Raw genomic sequence first — 18,730 nt, forward strand, 5'->3', positions numbered from 1 at the left:
AGGGCCGGGCATGACGAACTCGGCAAATGCCGCATCCCGCCACGCAAGAGGTGAACTGCATCAGGCCAGCTCTTCGAGCAGCGCCTTGGCGTCCCGCAGGACTGGCGTGTCGAAGCCTTCGGTGAACCAGCCATACCCCCGCGCGAGGAGGTCGCGAGCGTCCGGGCACTTGCCTTGGTCGCGCCACAGGCGGGCGAGGCTGGTCGCAGCGCGCAGCCCAAACGTCTTCGCGTTCTGGCGCTCCGCCACAGCGAGCGCTCGATGATAATTCTGCTCCGCAGCGGCTTGGTCGCCTCGCACATTCATCATATCGCCTCGAAGTCGATGCAGCTCGACCTCACTGGACCGCTCGTGGGTCGTCTCGATGAGCTGCGCAGCCTCGACGAGGCAATTCTGCCCCTCCTGCAGATGCCCGACCTTGGTGTGAGCCTCCGCGAGAAAGCAGAGCGCGCGCGGCGTGTGCACGACGGCTCCGGCACCACGAAGCACCGAGAGCCCCCTCGCGAGCATCGCGAGGCCATCTTGCGCCTGTCCAAGCGCTGTCAATGACCGACCATGCTGAAGGAGTCCGACGCCCAACCAGAGCGGAAAACCGTGCTCGTTCGAGAGAGCCACCAGCTCCTCCGCGTGCCGCCGTGCGTCATGCGGCAAGCCGGCGGCCGCCTCCACCGCACACACCTTGCTCAACACAAAGGCCACCGTAAACGGATGGTCGAGCCCGCGGGCTTCCGACAACGCCTCGTCCACCCGCGCGCGTCCCTGATCGATGTGGCCCAGAAGCGCCGATGTCAACGCCAAGTGACCCAGGCTCGCTGCGTACGGATCGGCCACCGCTATGGCAGCGCAAATCGCGCGAGCGGCCGGATCTCTCAGGCCATCACACAGCTCGAGAAGGGCGCGCGCTGTGACAAACTCCCCGCGAAAGTAGCAACTGGCGCCGTGGACATAGTGACCCAGCAGCAGAGCGACCTGATCTTTTCTAGTCTCGCCAAATTTCTCCATCTGCTCGGCAAGCGACACCGCCAGCTCGTGCTCGGACCGAACCATATGGAAACCCCATTGGGAATAGAGCAGCGGAACGAGACGATCCGGCCGATCGAACCGCTCAGCGAGCGCTCGCGCCCTGACGAGGGTATCGCCCACCACCGGCGCCGAATACCCTCGAGCTGCCATCAGCGCCCGCCCGAGGGCAATTTGCAGGTCGAGTTCGTGCTGCATGGGCCGGGACTCCTCAGGCATGTTCGCCAGCAATTCCAGACCCTTCTGCAGCTGCGCCACCGCTTCCGTCATCGCCGACCGCGCGACGGCCTGCTGCCCGGCCCTGAGCCGGTAGCCGACCGCCTTCTCGTTGAAACCGGCCTCGGCACAATGGTGGGCCATGAGTTGCGGCTGAGCGGCCACGATTTCAGGGAACTGGCTCTGCATCACCGTTGCAATGCGGGCATGGATCTGCTGGCGTCGACCGCGCAGCATTGTGCTATAGGCTGCGTCCTGCACCAGCGCGTGCTTGAAGGTGTACTCTGCATCGGGTGGGGCGCCCCGCTGGAAGACCAATTCGGCGCGTACGAGCTGCGCCAAGGCCCCGTCCACCTGTTGCTGCGGCATGGCCGCGACCGCGCTGATCAGCTCATGCGAGAACGACCGCCCGAGAGCCGCTCCGATCTGCGCCGTCTCGCGCACGGGTGCCAAGCGATCGAGCCGTGCCAGGAGCGAGGCTTGGAGCGAGGTAGGGATGGCAAGCCGAGGCACGGGCTCCCTCGCATCAAAGTGGTCGCCAGCGTCGGTCAGCATGCCGCTCTCGATGACCGTCTTGGTCAATTCCTCGATGAATAGCGGTATGCCGTCGGTCCGATCGATGATCTGTACGGCGATCTCCTGGGGCAACGCCTTGCCGCCGGTCACCCGCATGATCATCTCGGCGCGCTGTCCACGTGGCAGACGACTGAGGCTGATCGATGTCACGTGCGAGCGCCCGATCCAGGCCGGCGCGAACTCTGGCCGGAAAGTGATGATCAGCAAGACCCGGAGGGTGGCAACCCGGTCGACGATGAGGTCCAGCAGGTCGAGCGAAGTGGGGTCGATCCAGTGCACATCTTCGAACATCATCAGCACGGGCCGGCGCGCCGACAGTCCCTCGAGCTGGGCCAGGAGGGCCCGAAGCGTCTTCTCCTTGCGCTTCTGCGGGGTGAGGCTGAGCGGTGGATAGCGATTGCCGATCGGTACGGACAGCAGGTCCGCGATCAGAGGGACGGCCTCGCTGAGGTCAGCGTTTGCCTCCGCGAGCAACGCCTCGAGCTTGTCCAACCGTTGCTGGTCCGTATCGTCACGCCGGAATCCCGCTGCTCGCTCGAGCTGTGAGATGGTCGGGAAAAGCGCGCTGTCCTGGTGATGCGGCGAGCAGAAACGGCGCAAGGTGATGTGCGGATCATCGCTCAGCCGCTCCAGCGCGGTCTCGGCGAGGCGTGATTTGCCGATGCCGGGCTCACCCGATATCAGCACGACCGAGCCATCGCCGAGTTTTATCTGCTGCCAGCGGCGCATCAGCAGCTCGATCTCCTCATCGCGGCCGAGCAGTGGCGTTCTGGCCACGCGCAAGGCCTCGAAGCGGCTATCGACCGCGCTCGCACCGATGACCCGCCAAACCGGCACCAGGTCGCTGAAGCCTGTGATGGACACGCTCCCGAGAGCGAGATACTCGAAGAGGCCACCGATGAGGCGGCGGGTGCCGCCGTCGATGACCACCGTATCCGGCTCGGCCAGCGCCTGAAGCCGCGAGGCCAGATTGGGGGTCTCGCCGACCACCTCATGTTCCTGCGACGCGCCATCCCCGATGAGATCACCGACGATCACCAAACCGGTGGCAATGCCAACTCGCACTCGCAATCGTGCCTCCGGGCCGGCATTAAGTCCGGCCACGGCCGCGACCAATGCCAGCCCGGCGCATACCGCGCGCTCAGCATCGTCTTCATCCGCCCGCGGATAGCCGAAATATGCGAGCACGCCGTCGCCCATGTATCTGGCAACGAACCCGCCAGATTCCTCGATTTGCTCGGCACAGCAGCGGTGGTACGCGCCAATGATTTCCCGCAAGTCCTCAGGGTCGAGCCTTGTCGAGAGCGCTGTCGAGCCAACAAGATCAGCGAACATCACCGTGAGGTGACGTCTCTCGGCCGCGGTCCGAGGAGCAGGCGCGGGTCTCGGTCCGGCCTCATCGAGCTCCATAATCGCGCGCAATATCTTCCTGCGATGGCCGAGCGAGACACCGATTTTTTCGAGGTCTTGGTCGGTCAGATCGCGCAGAACGCTTGGATCAATATCGTTCTCGGCAAAGCGCTGCGCGTATTGTCCTAGGCCAAGTGTGTTGAGCCAGTCCGCAATCTGCTGCATGGCGGCCCCCACTGTCTCTGTGCGGCCTAAGCGAACCTTGGAGACGACGGAGACTATACCACTTTCTTTGGTGGATGGCACCTACGGGCGTTGGAACGTCTGTCGGCCGCTCGATACAGCCGGGTTGGACGTTTAACGCGCTTGATCCAAGCTGCTCTGATTTATGAGGACACGGCCTAGTGTGGTGGTTCGGAAGTTCTCTTCATTTGTGCTGCGAGTTCGTCAAGAGAACTTCCGAACCAAAAACCAAACTAGAACCATAAATTTGCTAGTGTCCCTTTGAACCCGAAGTTCGCAAAAAAAGCCCGCCGCAAAATGATGCGAACTTCGGATTCGGGGCACTGGTCTCATCCAGCCTGTCTCACCCGCGCGCCTTCTCCACATTGGCGATGCGGGCAGGGACGCCGAACTCCTTGCGGCAGACCTCCGCAAGCACGGCGACGCCTTCGCGGATCTGCGCATGCGAGGGGCTCGCAAAGCACAGCCGCAGGCGGCTGCCCGAATAGCCCCGGTTCGTCGACCATTCCGGCCCCGGATTGATGGAGACGCCGGCGGCGAGTGCCGCCTGATAGAGCCTCAAGGTGTCGACATTGTCGGGCAGCTTGACCCAGAGGAAGATGCCGCCCTTGGGCGCCTCGAACTCGGCAGATGTGCCAAACTGCGCGTTCAGTGCTTCCATCAGGGTATCGAGCTTGGCACGGAGCGCCCGCGTCAGCTCCGGCACATGCGTGGTGAAATGCGGTCGGCAATATTCCGCGAGCACCATCTGCTCGAGCGCGCCGGAGCCGGCATCGGTCTTCAGCGCCAGCATCCGCGACAGCATTTCCCAGGGCGCGACGATGAAGCCGACCCGCAAGGCCGGCGCGATCGATTTCGAGAACGAGCCGATATGGATCACGCCGCCGCCCGACGCCAGGGCGTGGATCGCGGGCGGGCGTCGGCCGTCCCAGATCAGGTCGGCGTAGCAATCGTCTTCGAAGATCGGCACGCCATGCTCTTGCGAAAGCTTCAGGAGCTCGGTGCGGCGCGCCTCCGGCATGATGGTCCCGGTCGGGTTCTGCACCGTCGGGATGGTGTAGATGTATTTGGGGCGGATGTTGCGGCGCTTGAGGTCGGAAAGCGCCGACGCGAGCGCGTCGATCCGCATGCCCTCGTGGTCGAGCGGAATGCCGACCGCGTTGACGCCGAGCCGGGCGAGCCGGGTCAGCGCGCCCTGATAGGTTTCCTGCTCCACGATCACGGTGTCGCCGCGCGAAAGCAGGGTCTGGTTGACGAGGTCGAGCGCCTGCAACGAGCCGGAGACGATCAGGATGTCGTCGGCAGTGCAGCGGATCGCGGCATCGCGCTGCAATTTCGCGACAAGGAATTCGCGCAACGGACGGTAGCCCTGCGGGCCGCTCGCCAGCCCGTAGGTCGCAAGCGTCCGGCCCTCGCGTTCGAGCACGGCGGTCGCGGCATCGGTCAGCCCCTCGACCGGCACCTGGTCGGCGTCGTTGTTGCCGCCCACGAAGCTGTATTTGGCAAGCCCGGTCCAGCGCGCCGCGGGTGCCGGCAGGTCCGCCGGGAACAGGGGCGCGAAATCAAAGGGGGCGGTGGCCATCGGCATTTTCTCCCGTCTTGTTCTGGAGCTAGTTGTTTCCGACCAGCCTGACCGGACGCCCCTGGCTCACGAAGGCATAATGGGCGTTGCCGACGCTGCCGACCATCAGCGCCTCGACCGCGGGCTCCGCGATCTCGCCGGCCGCCGCCCAGTCGACCGCGAAGTTGGCGCCGGTGCCGCCCCTGACGTCGCCGATGGCGATGAAGATTTCCACCGTCGCGAACGGCTTCAGCGCAATCGGCGCCTTCAGGTAGCTCTCGACCAGCTTTCCGGACGTGTCGAAATAGGCGATCCGCTTCACGACCAGGGGCTTCGTCTCCGAGGCGTTGTGGATGCTCAGCGTCACCGAGAAGTCGGCGCGCAGCTTGCCCTGGCTCATCGACACGCTGGAATAGACCGGAACGTAAAACCCGCCGGCGACGCTCAGATTGTCCTGCGGTATCGCCGTCAGGGAGGCGGCAAAATTCTGCTCGATGCCTGACTGTGCGGAGGCAGCCGGGGCAAGCACGGCCGTCAGGCCGATAACCACGGCAAGCCGGAGTGCTGCCGTGCCGATGCGGCGCAGGACCATTTGCGATATCACCTGATGCACCTTGTTCGCGAGGGGCTCGATCGGCCCACTCTATCGCCCGTCTTTTCATTGGTCCATTCGCCGGTCAGCCGCAGGCGCACGACGGCTGCGATGCTCCCGAACCGCGACATGCAGGCTCCCTTGTTTTTGCGGTAGGGCAACCCTAAACAATCTTACAGCGCCCGCGCATCCGGGGGGATGCCGCCGGGCGTGGCTCGCGAGCCATGCCGCGGTGCATGGTGGCACCGATGCCGGTGGCGCGGGCGAGACTGGCGCCGATGCCCAACTCCGGCTAATGGTCCCCCCCGCAACCACGAGAGAATTTGCTGATATGGCCGATACGATCCAGGAAGTGTTGCAAGCCTTCGCCAAGGGCGAGCTTGTCGTCGTCACCGACGACGACGATCGTGAGGGCGAGGGCGATCTGATCGTCGCGGCCTCCTTCTGCACACCGGAGAAGATGGCGTTCATCATCCGCCACACCTCGGGCATCGTCTGCGCGCCGATCACGACCGAGGACGCGCGGCGGCTGCGGCTCGACCCGATGGTGGCGCATAACGAGTCCAACCACACCACCGCCTTCACGGTGTCGATCGACTACAAGCCGGACGGCGGCACCGGCATCTCCGCCGAGGAGCGCGCCTCCTGCTGCCGGGCGCTCGCCAACCCCAATGTCGGCGCCAATGATTTCGCCCGGCCCGGCCATGTCTTTCCGCTGGTCGCGCGCGACGGCGGCGTGCTGCTGCGCTCCGGCCATACCGAGGCTGCCGTCGATCTCTGCAAGCTCGCAGGGCTCCCGCCGGTCGGCGTGATCTCCGAGCTGATGAACGACGACGGCACGGTGACGAAGGGCGCGCAGGTCACGCGCTTTGCCGCCGCCCACGGCCTCAAGCATGTCACCATCGCCGACCTGATCGCCTACCGGCAGGCGCGGGAGAAGCTGATCGAGCGGGTCTCGACCTTCACCACCGACAGCCCGATCGGCCCGCTGCAGGGCTATGCCTACCGCTCGCCGTTCGACGAGATCACCCACGCCGCCTTCGTCTATAACGGCATCGGCGATGGCCGCAACGTCCTGACCCGGCTGCACAAGCCGAACATCGTCAAGGACCTGTTCACCGGGCCTGCCCGCATGCAGGAGGTGCTGCAGCACTTCAAGAAGGCCGGGCGCGGCGTGCTGGTGTACTTGCGCGACGGCGCGGCCGGCGTTCCCGTCGAACCGGTGGGCACGCCGAAGACGGCGGAGGCCGACCGCAACCGGCAGTGGCGCGAGGTCGGCGTCGGCGCGCAGATCCTGCGCGATCTCGGCATCACCTCGATCATCAACCTGACCTCGTCGGTGCACGACTACAAGGGATTGTCGGGGTTCGGCATCGAGATCGTCGCCAACGAAAGGCTTGACGGTTGAGCACCGTCATTCCGGGATGGTGCCAGGCACCGGACCGCAGATGCGCGATGGCGCGGCGGTGAATCCCAGGTTTCCGGGTTCGATGCTTTCGCATCGCCCCGGCATGACCCTCACACAGGAACAGCTCGCAATACAATTGCGCTTCGAACGATAGCGATTTAGTTTATCAGGCAATTCCTTAAACGAGACGATGCGAAAGGATTTTCCATGAGCGCGCGCCCTCAGGCCAAGGACAAACCGTCCGCGGCCACGTTCCAGTGGGACGATCCGTTCCTGCTCGACGAGCAGCTCACCGAAGACGAGCGCATGATCCGCGACACCGCGCGCGCCTACGCGCAGGACAAGCTGTTGCCGCGCGTCATCAAGGCCTATCTCGAGGAGAAGACCGACCGCGAGATCTTCAACGAGATGGGCGAACTCGGCCTGATCGGCGTCACGCTGCCGGAGGAATATGGCTGCGCCAATGCCAGCTACGTGGCCTATGGCCTGGTGGCGCGCGAGATCGAGCGGGTGGACTCCGGCTATCGCTCGATGAACTCGGTGCAGTCCTCGCTGGTGATGTATCCGATCTACGCCTATGGCGACGAGAGCCAGCGCAAGAAGTACCTGCCCAAGCTTGCGACCGGCGAATGGGTCGGCTGTTTCGGCCTGACCGAGCCGGATGCCGGTTCCGATCCCGGCGGCATGAAGACCCGCGCCGAGAAGGTGTCGGACGGCTACCGGCTGAACGGAGCCAAGATGTGGATCTCGAATGCCCCGATCGCCGACGTCTTCGTGGTGTGGGCGAAGTCGGCCGAGCACAACAACCAGATCCGCGGTTTCGTGCTGGAGAAGGGCATGAAGGGCCTCTCCGCGCCGAAGATCGGCGGCAAGCTCTCGCTTCGCGCCTCCATCACCGGCGAGATCGTGCTGGACAATGTGGTGGTGCCGGAAAGCGCGCTGTTGCCCAACGTCTCCGGCCTGAAGGGACCGTTCGGCTGCCTCAACCGCGCCCGCTACGGCATCTCCTGGGGCGCGATGGGCGCCGCCGAAGACTGCATGCACCGCGCACGGCAATACACGCTCGACCGCAAGCAGTTCAACCGTCCGCTCGCCGCGACCCAGCTCGTGCAGAAGAAGCTCGCCGACATGGAAACCGAGATCGCGCTGGGGCTGCAGGCCTCGTTGCGCGTCGGCCGCCTGATGGACGAGGGCAAGATGGCGCCCGAGATGATCTCGATCGTCAAGCGCAACAATTGCGGCAAGGCGCTCGACATCGCGCGCACGGCGCGCGACATGCACGGCGGCAACGGCATCCAGATCGAGTATCACGTGATGCGGCACGCCGCGAACCTGGAGACCGTGAACACCTATGAAGGCACCCACGACGTCCATGCCCTGATCCTGGGCCGCGCCATCACCGGCATCCAGGCGTTTTCGTAAAGGCACGGAGAATTCGGACGCTGCCTTTGTTCTCCACTGTCATCGTCCGCGAATGCGGACGATCCAGCATTCCAGAGACGGTCGTTTTCAGCTCGATCGGTTCGGAGTACTGGATCCCCCGCTTTCGCGGGGTATGACGACCGCGTGCAGGATCGCCATGGCCGACAACGACGACATTCCGTTCAACAAGAACTTTCCGCTTAAGCCCGGTGCCGTCGAGGAAGTCCGCCCGGGCGTGCGCCGCATCCTCTGCGACAACCCGAGCCCGTTCACCTTCACCGGCTCGCTCACCTATATCGTCGGCCAGGGCAAGGTCGCGATCATCGATCCCGGGCCGGCGGACGAGGCACATGCCAAGGCCGTGCTCGATGCCGTCAAGGGCGAGACCGTGACGCATATCGTCGTCACCCACACCCATGTCGATCACTCGCCGGGCACCGCGCGTCTGAAGGCCGCAACCGGTGCGCCTGTCTATGCCGAAGGGCCGCACCGCGCCTCGCGGCCGCGCTTCGAGAGCGAGAAGCATAGTCCGGAGTCGGGCGCCGACCGCGACTTCCGGCCCGACATCGTGGTAGCCCACGGCGACGTCATCGAGGGCGACGGCTGGCGGCTCGAGGCGGTCGCGACCCCCGGCCATACCGCCAACCACATGGCCTTCGCCTGGCCGGAGCGGAAGTTCAATTTCGTCGGCGATCACGTGATGGGCTGGTCGACCTCGATCGTGGCGCCACCCGACGGCTCGATGGTCGACTACATGGCCTCGCTCGACCGGCTCGCCGGCCGCGCGGAGGATCTGTATTTCTCAGGTCATGGCCCGGAAATTCCGGAAGGGCCGCGCTTCGTGCAGTTCCTGATCCGCCATCGCCGCGCCCGCGAGGCGTCGATCCTGCATCGGCTGGCCAAGGGCGAGGCCGATATCCCGACCATGGTGCGCGCGATCTATATCGGCATCGACCCGCGGCTCATGAACGCCGCCGGCTATTCGGTGCTGGCGCATCTGGAGGATCTGGTCGCGCGCGGCGTTGTCGCCACGTCAGGCGATCCCGTGATCGGCGGGACCTACCGGCTTGTGGCCTCTTGAGGGCTTGCTGCTCAGGTCGGGCGGTCGGTCAGTCCCTCGCGTGCTGAGACGCGCGTGCCGGCTGCCGCGGGGCCAAGCGTCACATTGCCGGTCAACGCGGACGACACTGCGGGAACCTGCCGATTTTCGGTGATATGCGCCACGGCGTCCCGCGTGCTATCAAAAACCTGTGCGATCGGGCGCGCCGATTTCATCTCGTTGACCAGCGTGGTCATCAGCACGCTGTGCTGTCCTGTCGTCTCGTCGACCACATGGTCGGCTGTGTCCGAGGTCAGGATCAGCTCGTTCTGATCTGCCTCGATCGCCGCAAGGCCGTGCGAGTAGCTCCTGAAGCGGCGCTCATAGGGATTGCGGCGCGAAGCGTCGACCACGGCAACGCGGACCTTCGCGCCGGTGTCCTTCAGCTCTGAAAGCACGTCCTCGAGATTGATGCCCTCGCGTCGAACGTCACGTTCGGTCCAGATCTTTGCATCGACCGGAATCAGGTAGTTGTCGCCGCGGGATTGAACGCCAAAACCGCCGAAGTAGATCATCACGGTCGAACCGGGATGCAGCCTGGCCTGCAGGCGCGCGATCGCGCGGGTCATGTCGTGGCGGGTGGCGTTACGCACCAGCTCGACGTCGAAGCCGTCGTCGCGAAGCGCGCTGGCCAAGGTGTCGGAGTCGCCGGCGATCTGTGCGAGCGGCGCATCGGCGTCGGGGTAGCTCGAATTGCCGATCACGAGCGCAAGGCGGTTGCTGTCGCCATGCTCGGCCTGCTGCTGCACCTGCGTCACCGGGCGGGGGCTGTGCGCACGGAGTTTGCCAAGGTGTTGCGCCGCGCCAAGGCTCGTCGACAGGAGGATTGCGACCGCAATCGTCGCCAGTATCGTTTTCCATCCGCGCATAGGTGGCCTCGTTCTCTGGAGTCGGCGAGCCAGCCGTCTCCTTTTATATAGGGCCCGTCCTGACGGAAAAGAAACCGAAACAATTGAAACGCACTGTTTCCAAAAATTGGCTTAGGTGGGTGGGGAGGCGGATAGGGAACGGGCGAGGCGCGGGCGGCGCTTCACGCCTCCCCGCTGGTGGCCACATGCCACGCGCTGGCCGCTACTTTTTCACCGTCTTGGCCGGCAGTTTTGGCGGCGGCGCCTTCTTCACCGGCTTGAGCGCATCCGCATCGGCCGCGGTGTTGATGTCGTCGATCAGCTTGGCGATGCGGGCGGCGTTGCTGCCGAGGTCGCTGTCGAAATAGCGCGAGGAGGAGCGGATATCGATCCGCGAATCCTCGCCGTCGGGTAGCACGCGGATCGCGACATCCTCGCGGAAACCCATGATCGGGGTGCGCGCCACCGCCTCGATGCGGCCGACGCGGCGCGGCGGGGTCGGCGCCCGCTCGTCGATCACCAGCCATTTGCGCTTGTGGACGAGCTGCAGCGCGATCGCGTAGGCGCGCTCGGCCGGGATTTCGAGCTCGACCGGCTCGATGTCGGGATAGGCGTGCCGCTGCTGCTCGGCGGAATACAGCCCGGCATAGACGGCAGTGTTGGTGCCGTCGCCGGTGCGCAACGGAGCCAGCGCCTCGAACCGCGGCGGGTCGATCGGATCGGTGGTGATGTCGTGGATCGGCGGCAGCCGGCGGTACTGCCAGGCGAGATAGGCGGGATAGCCGAGCACGGCCGCATCGATCAGGAAGGCGAGCATGATGCGCGCCATGCCGCGCGAGCCGTTCTGCCAGATCGCGGCGAAACCGGCCAAGCCGATCAGGATGGACAGCGCGGCCAGGCCAAGCGCGCCGAAGAAGGTCGCGAGCGCCGGCTTCATCTCGAGAATGCCGAAGCGGACGATGAGGATCGAGACCACGACCGCCACCACCGCAAACACCGCGAGGTTGCGCGCCCAGTTGGCAAGGGAGGACACGGGCTCCGACTGATAGGGGGCGGAGATGCGGCGGGCCATTTCTCTAGATCTGCCGGGTTGGAACAGGCCGCTGCCGGTGGCGCCCGGCGGCCTCAACGCCGTTGAGACCATGCCGGTGCGGCAAATTCAAGGGAGTTTGCGGGCGCTTGACCCTCCCCTGGAGGGGGAGGGTCGATCGCGAATGAAATGAGCGATCGGGGTGGGGTGACATCTGCTTCGACGATCTCACCCCACCCCGTCTCACATTTCGCTTCGCTCATGTGAGCCGACCCTCCCCCTCCAGGGGAGGGTGGCCGTAACACGGACGCGGAGCCCGCCCCTTACGCCGCGGCGTTGGGGAAGCGGTAGTCCTTGAACTGGTCGCGCAATGCGGTCTTGAGGATCTTGCCGGTCGCGGTATGCGGGATACCCTCGACGAAGACGACGTCGTCGGGCATCCACCATTTCGCGATCTTGCCGTCCATGAATTTCAGGATGTCCTCGCGGCTCGCCTTCTGCCCCTGCTTGAGCTGCACGATCAGCAGCGGACGTTCGTCCCATTTCGGATGATGGATGCCGATCACGGCGGCTTCCGCGACCGCGGGGTGGCCGACCGCGAGGTTTTCCAGGTCGATCGAGGAAATCCACTCGCCGCCGGACTTGATCACGTCCTTGGAGCGGTCGGTGATCCGCATGTAGCCGTGGCCATCGACGGTGGCGACGTCGCCGGTGTCGAAGAAGCCGTCCTGGTCGAGGATGTTGGCGTCGATCCGGTAATAGGCCTTGGCGACCGCGGGGCCGGACACCTTGAGCCGGCCGAAGGTCTTGCCGTCCCACGGCAGATCGTTGCCGGAATCGTCGGTGATCTTCATCTCGACGCCGAACGGCGGGAATCCCTGCGTCTGCAGGATGTCGAGCCGCTCCTCGCCGGCGAGATCGGCGAACGGCGGCTTGAGCGTCGCCAGCGTGCCGATCGGGCTCATCTCGGTCATGCCCCAGGCGTGGCGCACCTTCACGCCCATGTCGAGGAACGACTTGATCATCGAGCGCGGCATCGCCGAGCCGCCGCATACCACCATGCGCAGATGAGGCAGCTTCAGATTGTTCGCCGCCATGTGCTGCAGCAGCATCAGCCACACCGTGGGCACGCCGGCGGTATGCGTCACCTTCTCGGTGGAGAGCAGCTCATAGACCGAGGCGCCGTCGAGCTTGGCGCCGGGCATCACGAGCTTGGTGCCCATCGAGGGCGCGGAAAACGCGATGCCCCAGCTGTTGGCGTGGAACAGCGGCACCACGGGGAGCATGGTGTCGGCGGCGCTGGCGCCGAGCGCGTCGATGTTGTTGGCCATCAGCGCGTGCAGCACGTTGGAGCGGTGCGAATACAGCACGCCCTTGGGATCGCCCGTGGTGCCCGAGGTGTAGCACATCGCCGCCGCGGTGTTCTCGTCGAAGTCCTTCCACTTGAACTTGCCGTCGGCCTCCGCGATCCATTCCTCGTAGGGCACGGCGTTCTTCAGCCTGGTCTCCGGCATGTGGGCGCGGTCGGTCAGCACCACATAGCGCTCGACGCTTGGAAGCTTGTCGGCGATCTTCTCCAGCACGGGGACGAAGGTGATGTCGGTCATCACGATGCGGTCCTCGGCATGGTTGATGATCCAGGCGATCTGTTCCGGGAACAGGCGCGGGTTCACGGTGTGGCAGATCGCCCCGATGCCCATGATCCCGTACCAGCATTCCAGATGCCGCCAGGTGTTCCAGGCGATGGTGGCGACCCGGTCGCCGAACTTGATGCCGTCGCGTTCCAGCCGCTGCGACACCTTCAGCGCGCGATCGTGAATTGCGCGGTAATTGGTGCGATGGATCGGTCCCTCGACCGATCGCGTTACCACTTCCTGCGTGCCATGATAGGTCGCCGCGTGCTCGATGATCCGGTGACACAGCAAGGGCCAGTCTTGCATCAAACCAAGCATACGGACGTTCCTCCTCCAGTGTGGTCCCTCGCACGGCCGCCCCTTGTCCCGGGCGCTGGCCTGCGCTTTTGCGTCATTGGCATCAACTTTAGCGCGGCGCAAGCAGGCCGCAAATGGCCTAATCGCGCCTTTCGCCGCACCGCGGCTGCGATGGTTACCGTGGCCGCGCTGGTGCTCATGATTGATGCAGCCGCGACCCCCGCCGCTGCCGCGCGCAAGCCGTCCCGCGGCCTGTTCGACAGCCCGTTTGGCGCGCCGCCGCTGCCGAAAGCGCGCGACAGGGCGCGGGCGGCGAAGGTGCCGCTGCCGCGGCCGCGCCCGCCCGAGGCGCCGCACGCGGAGCCCGAGGTGCGTCCGGCAGAAGCTGCGCCGCAAGCGCCGCCGCAACAGCCCGCTGAAGCCGCAGCGCCGGAGCCGCCAAAACCCTCGGCCTGCCGGCAGGCGCTGACCGAGGACGTCGCGATCGCGCCCTCGATCCCCGACATCCATGGCCCCGGCGATTGCGGCGGCGAGGACCTGGTGCGGCTGGAGGCGGTGGTGCTTTCGGGCGGCGCCAGGGTGAAGCTGCGGCCGGCGGCGATCCTTCGTTGCAAGATGGCTGCCGCCATCGCCGACTGGGTGCGTGGCGATGTCGCCCCGCTCGCCGCGAGCCTCGGCAGCGCGGTCAGCGACCTCGACAATTTCGATTCCTTCGAATGCCGCGGCCGCAACCGCATCAATGGTGCCCAGCTCTCCGAGCACGGCCGCGCCAACGCGCTCGACGTGCGCGCCTTCACGCTCGCCAACGGCCAGCAGATTGGCCTCACCGACCGCGGCGTGCCCCGCGAGACGCGCGAGCGCGTGCTGCATTCGGTCTGCACGCGCTTTACGACCGTGCTCGGCCCGGGCTCGGACGGCTATCACGAGGACCACATCCATCTCGACCTGATGGAACGGCGCAACAACTACCGGATCTGCCAGTGGGACGTATGGGATCCGCTGCCTTCAGTCGCGCCGCTGCTGCCGGCGGAGCGGCCGGCGGAGGCGCCGCCGCGGGAGGTCTCCTCGACGCCTGAGGAAAAGCCCGATGCGGACTCCGCATCAAAGCCGGACGCCGGTCCGGCCGCGCAGCCGGATGCACAGCGCACGGAAGATGCGAGCCCGCCCCTAAAGCAAACCGCGCCAACAAAAAAGCGCCGGGGCAACCGGCGCTTTTGATCGTCGCGATGAAGCGAGAATTTACTGCGTCATCGGCCCGCTGAGGCCGCCGCCTGACAGCGCCATCTGCGAGTTGAACGGCGAGTCGCCGCGATGCGGCTCGAGCACCACGACGATGGTGCCGACCTTGACGCGGTTGTAGAGGTCGATGACGTCCTCGTTGGTCAGGCGGATGCAGCCCGAGGAGATCGAGGCGCCGATATATTCCGGCTGGTTGGTGCCGTGGATGCGGAACAGCGTGTCCTTGCCGCCGGAATAGAGATACATCGCGCGCGAGCCCATCGGATTGTCCGGGCCCGGCGCCACAAAGGTCGGCACGCCCAGCCGCGAGATCTCGCCGGGCGTCGGATGCCAGGCCGGCCACTCGGTCATGCTGCCGACCTTGGCGATGCCCGACCAGGCCATGGCCTCTTCGCCGACGGTGATGCCGTAGCGGATCGCCTTGCCGCCCTCGAGCACGTAATAGAGATAGTGGTTGTCGGAATCGACCACGATCGAGCCGGGCGCTTCCTTGCGGTGGTACTCCACGATGGCGCGGCGGAACGGTTCCGCGACCGGCGTGTTGGTGTAGCGCACCTTGGACAGGAGGTCCTTATCACGCGGCTTGAAATTGGTGGTGTTGGTCGCCTCGTAGGTCGTGGCCTGCATGCAGCCCGACAACATCAGGCCGGCGGCCAGAATTCCCATCAATACCTTCAGCGACGGCATGGCATAATTCCAATCGAAAGGCTGACGTCAAAGCGGCAAGGTTACGCCGCAAACGCCATGATTCAGTTAATCCTTATTATCGCCGAACCCGGCCTTAATTCCAGCACTGAGACGCTTTTCCCGCGTTGCAGCGGCCGATCTGTGGCTTTTTTGCCGCAAGTGATGTGACGTCCGGCCGCTTTTTGGGCAGGTCGCGCCGCGCGGCCTCATCCGGGCCGTGCTCTTGCCGCCCGGCTGCCATAATGCGGGCCGAAGGGCCGCGCCGGCCGCCCTCAAGCGTTGTAACGGCCGTTCACGCGGCCGTCATGTCACGCTTGCCAGAATCGCGGTAACGGGGGGAGCATGATCCGGGACAGTGGGGACCGGTTCTCCTTGCGGCGAGCGCCGACCGGCGTTTGCGCGGAGATCATGCTCAGACACGGAGCTGGAGCGCGAACCTGATCCCAGGGGCGCGCCTACGGGGAGTTTTGCATGTTCTCGGTATTCGTTCACTCCGACTCCTCCCTGAAGAAGGCGGCGGTGCAGGACCTCAGCGCGCTGCCGGAAAGCGCGGTCTGGATCGACCTGGTCAAGCCGAGCCAGCAGGAGGACCGCGCGGTGGAGCGGCTGGCCGGCATCGCCATCCCGACCCGGGAGGACATGCAGGAGATCGAGATCTCCAGCCGCCTCTATATCGAGAACGGCGCCCGCTACATGACGGCGACGCTGATGTGCAACTCCGACAGCGACATGCCGCGCACCACGGCGGTGACCTTCATCCTCTCCGGTCACCGGCTGGTCACCGTGCGCTACGACGAGCCGAAGCCGTTCGCGCTGGTCGAGAACAAGCTGGCGCGCGCCTGCTCGGCCTCGATCACGGGCGAGATGGTGCTGATGGAGCTGCTCGACGCCGTGATCGACCGCTGCGCCGACATCCTGGAGCGGGTCGGCGCCGACGTCGACCAGGTCTCTCACGACATCTTCGAGCCGGAGGCCGAGCGGCACGGGCACGCCAAGCAGTATTCCAGGATCCTGATCACGATCGGCCGCAAGGGCGACCTGACCTCCAAGGTGCGCGAGAGCCTGGTCTCGATCGGCCGCCTCGTCACCTTCCTGTCCGCCGTCATGGAAGGCGTGAAGTGGTCGAAGGACATGCGCGAACAGCTCAAGACCCAGCAGCGCGACGTGGCCTCGCTGACCGACCACGCCTCCTACCTCTCCAACAAGATCACCTTCGTGCTCGACGCCATGCTCGGCGTCGTCAACCTCGAGCAGAACAACATCATCAAGCTGTTCTCGGTGATGGCGGTGGTCCTGATGCCGCCGACGCTGATCGCCTCGATCTATGGCATGAACTTCAAGAACATGCCGGAGCTCGACTGGGCGCACGGCTATCCGTTCGCGCTGGTCGCGATGGTGGCCGCCGCCGTCGTGCCCTACTGGGTGTTCAAGCTCAAGAAGTGGCTGTGAGTTATCTATCCCCCCGCGAAGCGGTGGGAGGGCCGGCCTGCATGCAGCGGAGCGAGTGCGAGCCGGGGTGGGGGCGTTCCACGCTGCGCGATCGCGCAGGCAAACGCGAATGGTGAATGCGACCTGAAGCCGATCCACAACGCCGCGTTGTGGCCGCCTCAATTCCTCCGGTAAAATTTGAGCGGTGCGCTGAACGTTTGAGCGAAATCTTTCTGTCATAAGATTCGCCACGCATGATCCGAGCCGGCGGGGCAAGCAGCGCGGGCAACCGGTTCGGTAGGCGACAAACGCGAACTGGTTTGCGCCGACGTCATGCGGAGGAACAACAGGTTGAGGCGCGCAGGAGTGCGCCTCAAGCATGATCCGGAAAAGGTGGTTACCGGTTTTCCGATCATGCGGAACCAGAACGCTGAAAACCCGACGCGGACGCAGTCGGGCTTCGGCCCCGCGAGGACTGCAATGGTTGAGAAACTGATAACGTCGCCCCGCACCATCATCGATCTCGCCCGCTACCGGGATGCGCGCGCCGGCGCCCGCATGCCGCAGCTTTCGCTGCGCCTCTGCCGCCATTGCGGCGCCGCGCTTGCCGAGGGCGAGCGCGAGGACGAATGTTCCGGCGCGCTCAATGTCGTCGCGGGCGCCGCGCCGCCCGAGCCGCGGCGCTTCGTCGCGGAGTGAGGAGGGCGTCTCGTCGCTGCGAGCGAAACGGGCCGCGCGCCGACCGCGTCGTCCGCTGCGTTGTCGGTTATCCCGGCACGTTCGACTGGGCGATGAAGCAGCGCAACGGCGCAACAGGCGCCCTGCGGCGCGCCTGATCGGCCTTAGCTCTTTTGGACGCCGGCGGCCGCCTTGCGGATCACGTCCAGGACGAGGTTGGGCTTGGAGAGCATCGGGACGTGGCTGCTGTCGGCCTCGACGACGGTGGCGCCCATGCGTTTCGCTACGAAGCGTTGCAGCTCGGGATGCACGGTACGGTCCTGCTTGGCCAGGACGTACCAGCTCGGCTTCGACCGCCAGGCGGTGCCGTCGACTTTCTGGTTGAACAGGTCCGCCGCCGGCACTGCCTGGGTTGCCCAGACCAGCTTCTGTTCCTCTTCTGACAGGTCTCCCGCAAAGCAGGCAACGCCATCCGGCTTCAGCCAGATGCGTCCGTCCGCGACCTCGATGTGCGAAAAGACATCCGTGACGGGAAACTTGGCCTGCTGACTCTGCGATGTCTCGTCGGCATCGGGCGCGAGCGCGGCGATGTAGACGAGCCCGGCAACGCGGGGATCGGCCCCGGCGGCGGTGATCAGCGTGCCGCCATAGGAATGGCCGACCAGGATCGCCGGGCTCTTGACGCGCCCCAGCGCGTTCTTCACTGCGGCAACGTCGCCCGCGAGCGTGTCGAGGCCGTACTGCGCGGCGATCACCTCGTGCCCCTCCGCCTGAAGCGTCGGGATCAGCTTGCTGAAGCACGAGCCGTCGGCCCAGAGGCCATGGACGAACAGGATGCTCGGTTTGGTCTGCTTGGACATGGCGCGCTCCTTTTTGCGGCGGTCTTCTTGCCTTCACGCGCGTGTTGTTGCCGCAGCGCGCTCAAGCCGACCGGGCAGGTCCCGCTACATTGCTTTCTGCTATAGAGGTCGCTGATCCCTGTGAGAAAGACTTTGTAGGCTGGAGCCATGCTTGCGAGGGATGGGGCTGTGATAAAGCTCTCTCCCTCACTGATTTGCCCGACGGGCAAATCAGTGCAAAACGTGTCCAGCCCCAACGCGAAAAATATTCCGCTTGAGCCGTCGGGCAAATCATCTTTAGAACCCCGCGCCGTTCCAGCCCGCACGAGGGGCGTATCGCGATCGTCACGGACGTTGGGTTGGAATGCGGTGGACGCAGGCGGCGCCGAAAGACGAACGGCGCTGGCTCGCGGACGGCGAAGTCGTGTGGTCCTGGCGCCCCGACGCTGGCGCTAAGTGCGCGAAGCTTTTTCACGCGCGACGGTGGCAAAAGAGCCCGGTCACCGGGGAGAGCACGAAGGAAACCGTTAAAACCATTCGCGCAGGGAATGCCGCTTGTTGCG

The 18,730-nt window shown here is 65.3% G+C and carries 14 protein-coding genes; 6 read left to right on the top strand and 8 right to left on the bottom strand.

Annotated features, from left to right (window positions below):
- Nucleotides 1-60: 60 nt before the first annotated feature.
- From QOU61_RS10955 to QOU61_RS10965, 3 genes are all read right to left on the bottom strand, one after another.
- On the bottom strand, nt 61-3,387 hold the full coding sequence (locus QOU61_RS10955; RefSeq protein WP_289658263.1) for an adenylate/guanylate cyclase domain-containing protein: 3,327 nt from the start codon (nt 3,385-3,387) through the stop codon (nt 61-63).
- A gap of 361 nt (nt 3,388-3,748) precedes the next feature.
- Entirely contained in the window at nt 3,749-4,987 is a 1,239-nt protein-coding gene (locus tag QOU61_RS10960; protein ID WP_289658265.1) for an aminotransferase-like domain-containing protein, read from the bottom strand.
- Between the two features lie 28 nt (nt 4,988-5,015).
- The gene (locus tag QOU61_RS10965; RefSeq protein WP_289658267.1) at nt 5,016-5,558 is read right to left on the bottom strand and encodes a DUF3124 domain-containing protein; all 543 of its coding nucleotides are present in this window, start codon (nt 5,556-5,558) and stop codon (nt 5,016-5,018) included.
- Between the two features lie 331 nt (nt 5,559-5,889).
- Here QOU61_RS10965 and ribB point away from each other — a divergent pair, with 331 nt between their 5' ends.
- The 3 genes from ribB (at nt 5,890) to QOU61_RS10980 (ending at nt 9,469) form a co-directional block, all read left to right on the top strand.
- Nucleotides 5,890-6,966 (top strand): 3,4-dihydroxy-2-butanone-4-phosphate synthase, encoded by a 1,077-nt coding sequence (ribB, locus tag QOU61_RS10970; RefSeq protein WP_289658269.1) that lies wholly within the window; start codon nt 5,890-5,892, stop codon nt 6,964-6,966.
- A 207-nt stretch (nt 6,967-7,173) separates the two neighbouring features.
- On the top strand, nt 7,174-8,388 hold the full coding sequence (locus QOU61_RS10975; protein ID WP_289658271.1) for an acyl-CoA dehydrogenase: 1,215 nt from the start codon (nt 7,174-7,176) through the stop codon (nt 8,386-8,388).
- 157 nt (nt 8,389-8,545) lie between these two features.
- On the top strand, nt 8,546-9,469 hold the full coding sequence (locus tag QOU61_RS10980) for an MBL fold metallo-hydrolase (RefSeq protein WP_289658273.1): 924 nt from the start codon (nt 8,546-8,548) through the stop codon (nt 9,467-9,469).
- 11 nt (nt 9,470-9,480) lie between these two features.
- On the opposite strand, the gene QOU61_RS10985 is transcribed toward QOU61_RS10980, so the two are convergent.
- From QOU61_RS10985 to QOU61_RS10995, 3 genes are all read right to left on the bottom strand, one after another.
- The gene (locus QOU61_RS10985; protein ID WP_289658274.1) at nt 9,481-10,356 is read right to left on the bottom strand and encodes a caspase family protein; all 876 of its coding nucleotides are present in this window, start codon (nt 10,354-10,356) and stop codon (nt 9,481-9,483) included.
- Between the two features lie 202 nt (nt 10,357-10,558).
- Complete coding sequence (locus tag QOU61_RS10990) at nt 10,559-11,407, bottom strand: DUF1499 domain-containing protein (RefSeq protein WP_289661453.1); 849 nt, start codon at nt 11,405-11,407, stop codon at nt 10,559-10,561.
- Between the two features lie 281 nt (nt 11,408-11,688).
- Complete coding sequence (locus QOU61_RS10995) at nt 11,689-13,317, bottom strand: fatty-acid--CoA ligase (RefSeq protein WP_289658275.1); 1,629 nt, start codon at nt 13,315-13,317, stop codon at nt 11,689-11,691.
- 81 nt (nt 13,318-13,398) lie between these two features.
- Here QOU61_RS10995 and QOU61_RS11000 point away from each other — a divergent pair, with 81 nt between their 5' ends.
- Entirely contained in the window at nt 13,399-14,514 is a 1,116-nt protein-coding gene (locus tag QOU61_RS11000; RefSeq protein ID WP_502876949.1) for an extensin family protein, read from the top strand.
- A gap of 21 nt (nt 14,515-14,535) precedes the next feature.
- Here the strand turns inward: QOU61_RS11000 and QOU61_RS11005 are convergent, their stop codons facing one another.
- Nucleotides 14,536-15,222: a L,D-transpeptidase gene (locus tag QOU61_RS11005; RefSeq protein WP_289658279.1), complete on the bottom strand. Its 687-nt coding sequence runs from the start codon at nt 15,220-15,222 to the stop codon at nt 14,536-14,538.
- 471 nt (nt 15,223-15,693) lie between these two features.
- On the opposite strand from QOU61_RS11005, the gene QOU61_RS11010 reads away from it, so the two are divergent.
- Both QOU61_RS11010 and QOU61_RS11015 read left to right on the top strand, forming a co-directional pair.
- Nucleotides 15,694-16,671: a magnesium transporter CorA family protein gene (locus QOU61_RS11010; RefSeq protein WP_289658280.1), complete on the top strand. Its 978-nt coding sequence runs from the start codon at nt 15,694-15,696 to the stop codon at nt 16,669-16,671.
- A 459-nt stretch (nt 16,672-17,130) separates the two neighbouring features.
- Nucleotides 17,131-17,349 carry a hypothetical protein gene (locus tag QOU61_RS11015; protein WP_289658282.1) on the top strand — a complete coding sequence of 73 codons (219 nt, stop codon included), beginning with the start codon at nt 17,131-17,133 and terminating at the stop codon, nt 17,347-17,349.
- Between the two features lie 143 nt (nt 17,350-17,492).
- On the opposite strand, the gene QOU61_RS11020 is transcribed toward QOU61_RS11015, so the two are convergent.
- The gene (locus tag QOU61_RS11020) at nt 17,493-18,188 is read right to left on the bottom strand and encodes an alpha/beta fold hydrolase (protein ID WP_289658284.1); all 696 of its coding nucleotides are present in this window, start codon (nt 18,186-18,188) and stop codon (nt 17,493-17,495) included.
- Nucleotides 18,189-18,730: the final 542 nt, after the last annotated feature.

This window comes from Bradyrhizobium sp. NP1 (assembly GCF_030378205.1).
Taxonomy (GTDB): Bacteria; Pseudomonadota; Alphaproteobacteria; order Rhizobiales; family Xanthobacteraceae; genus Bradyrhizobium.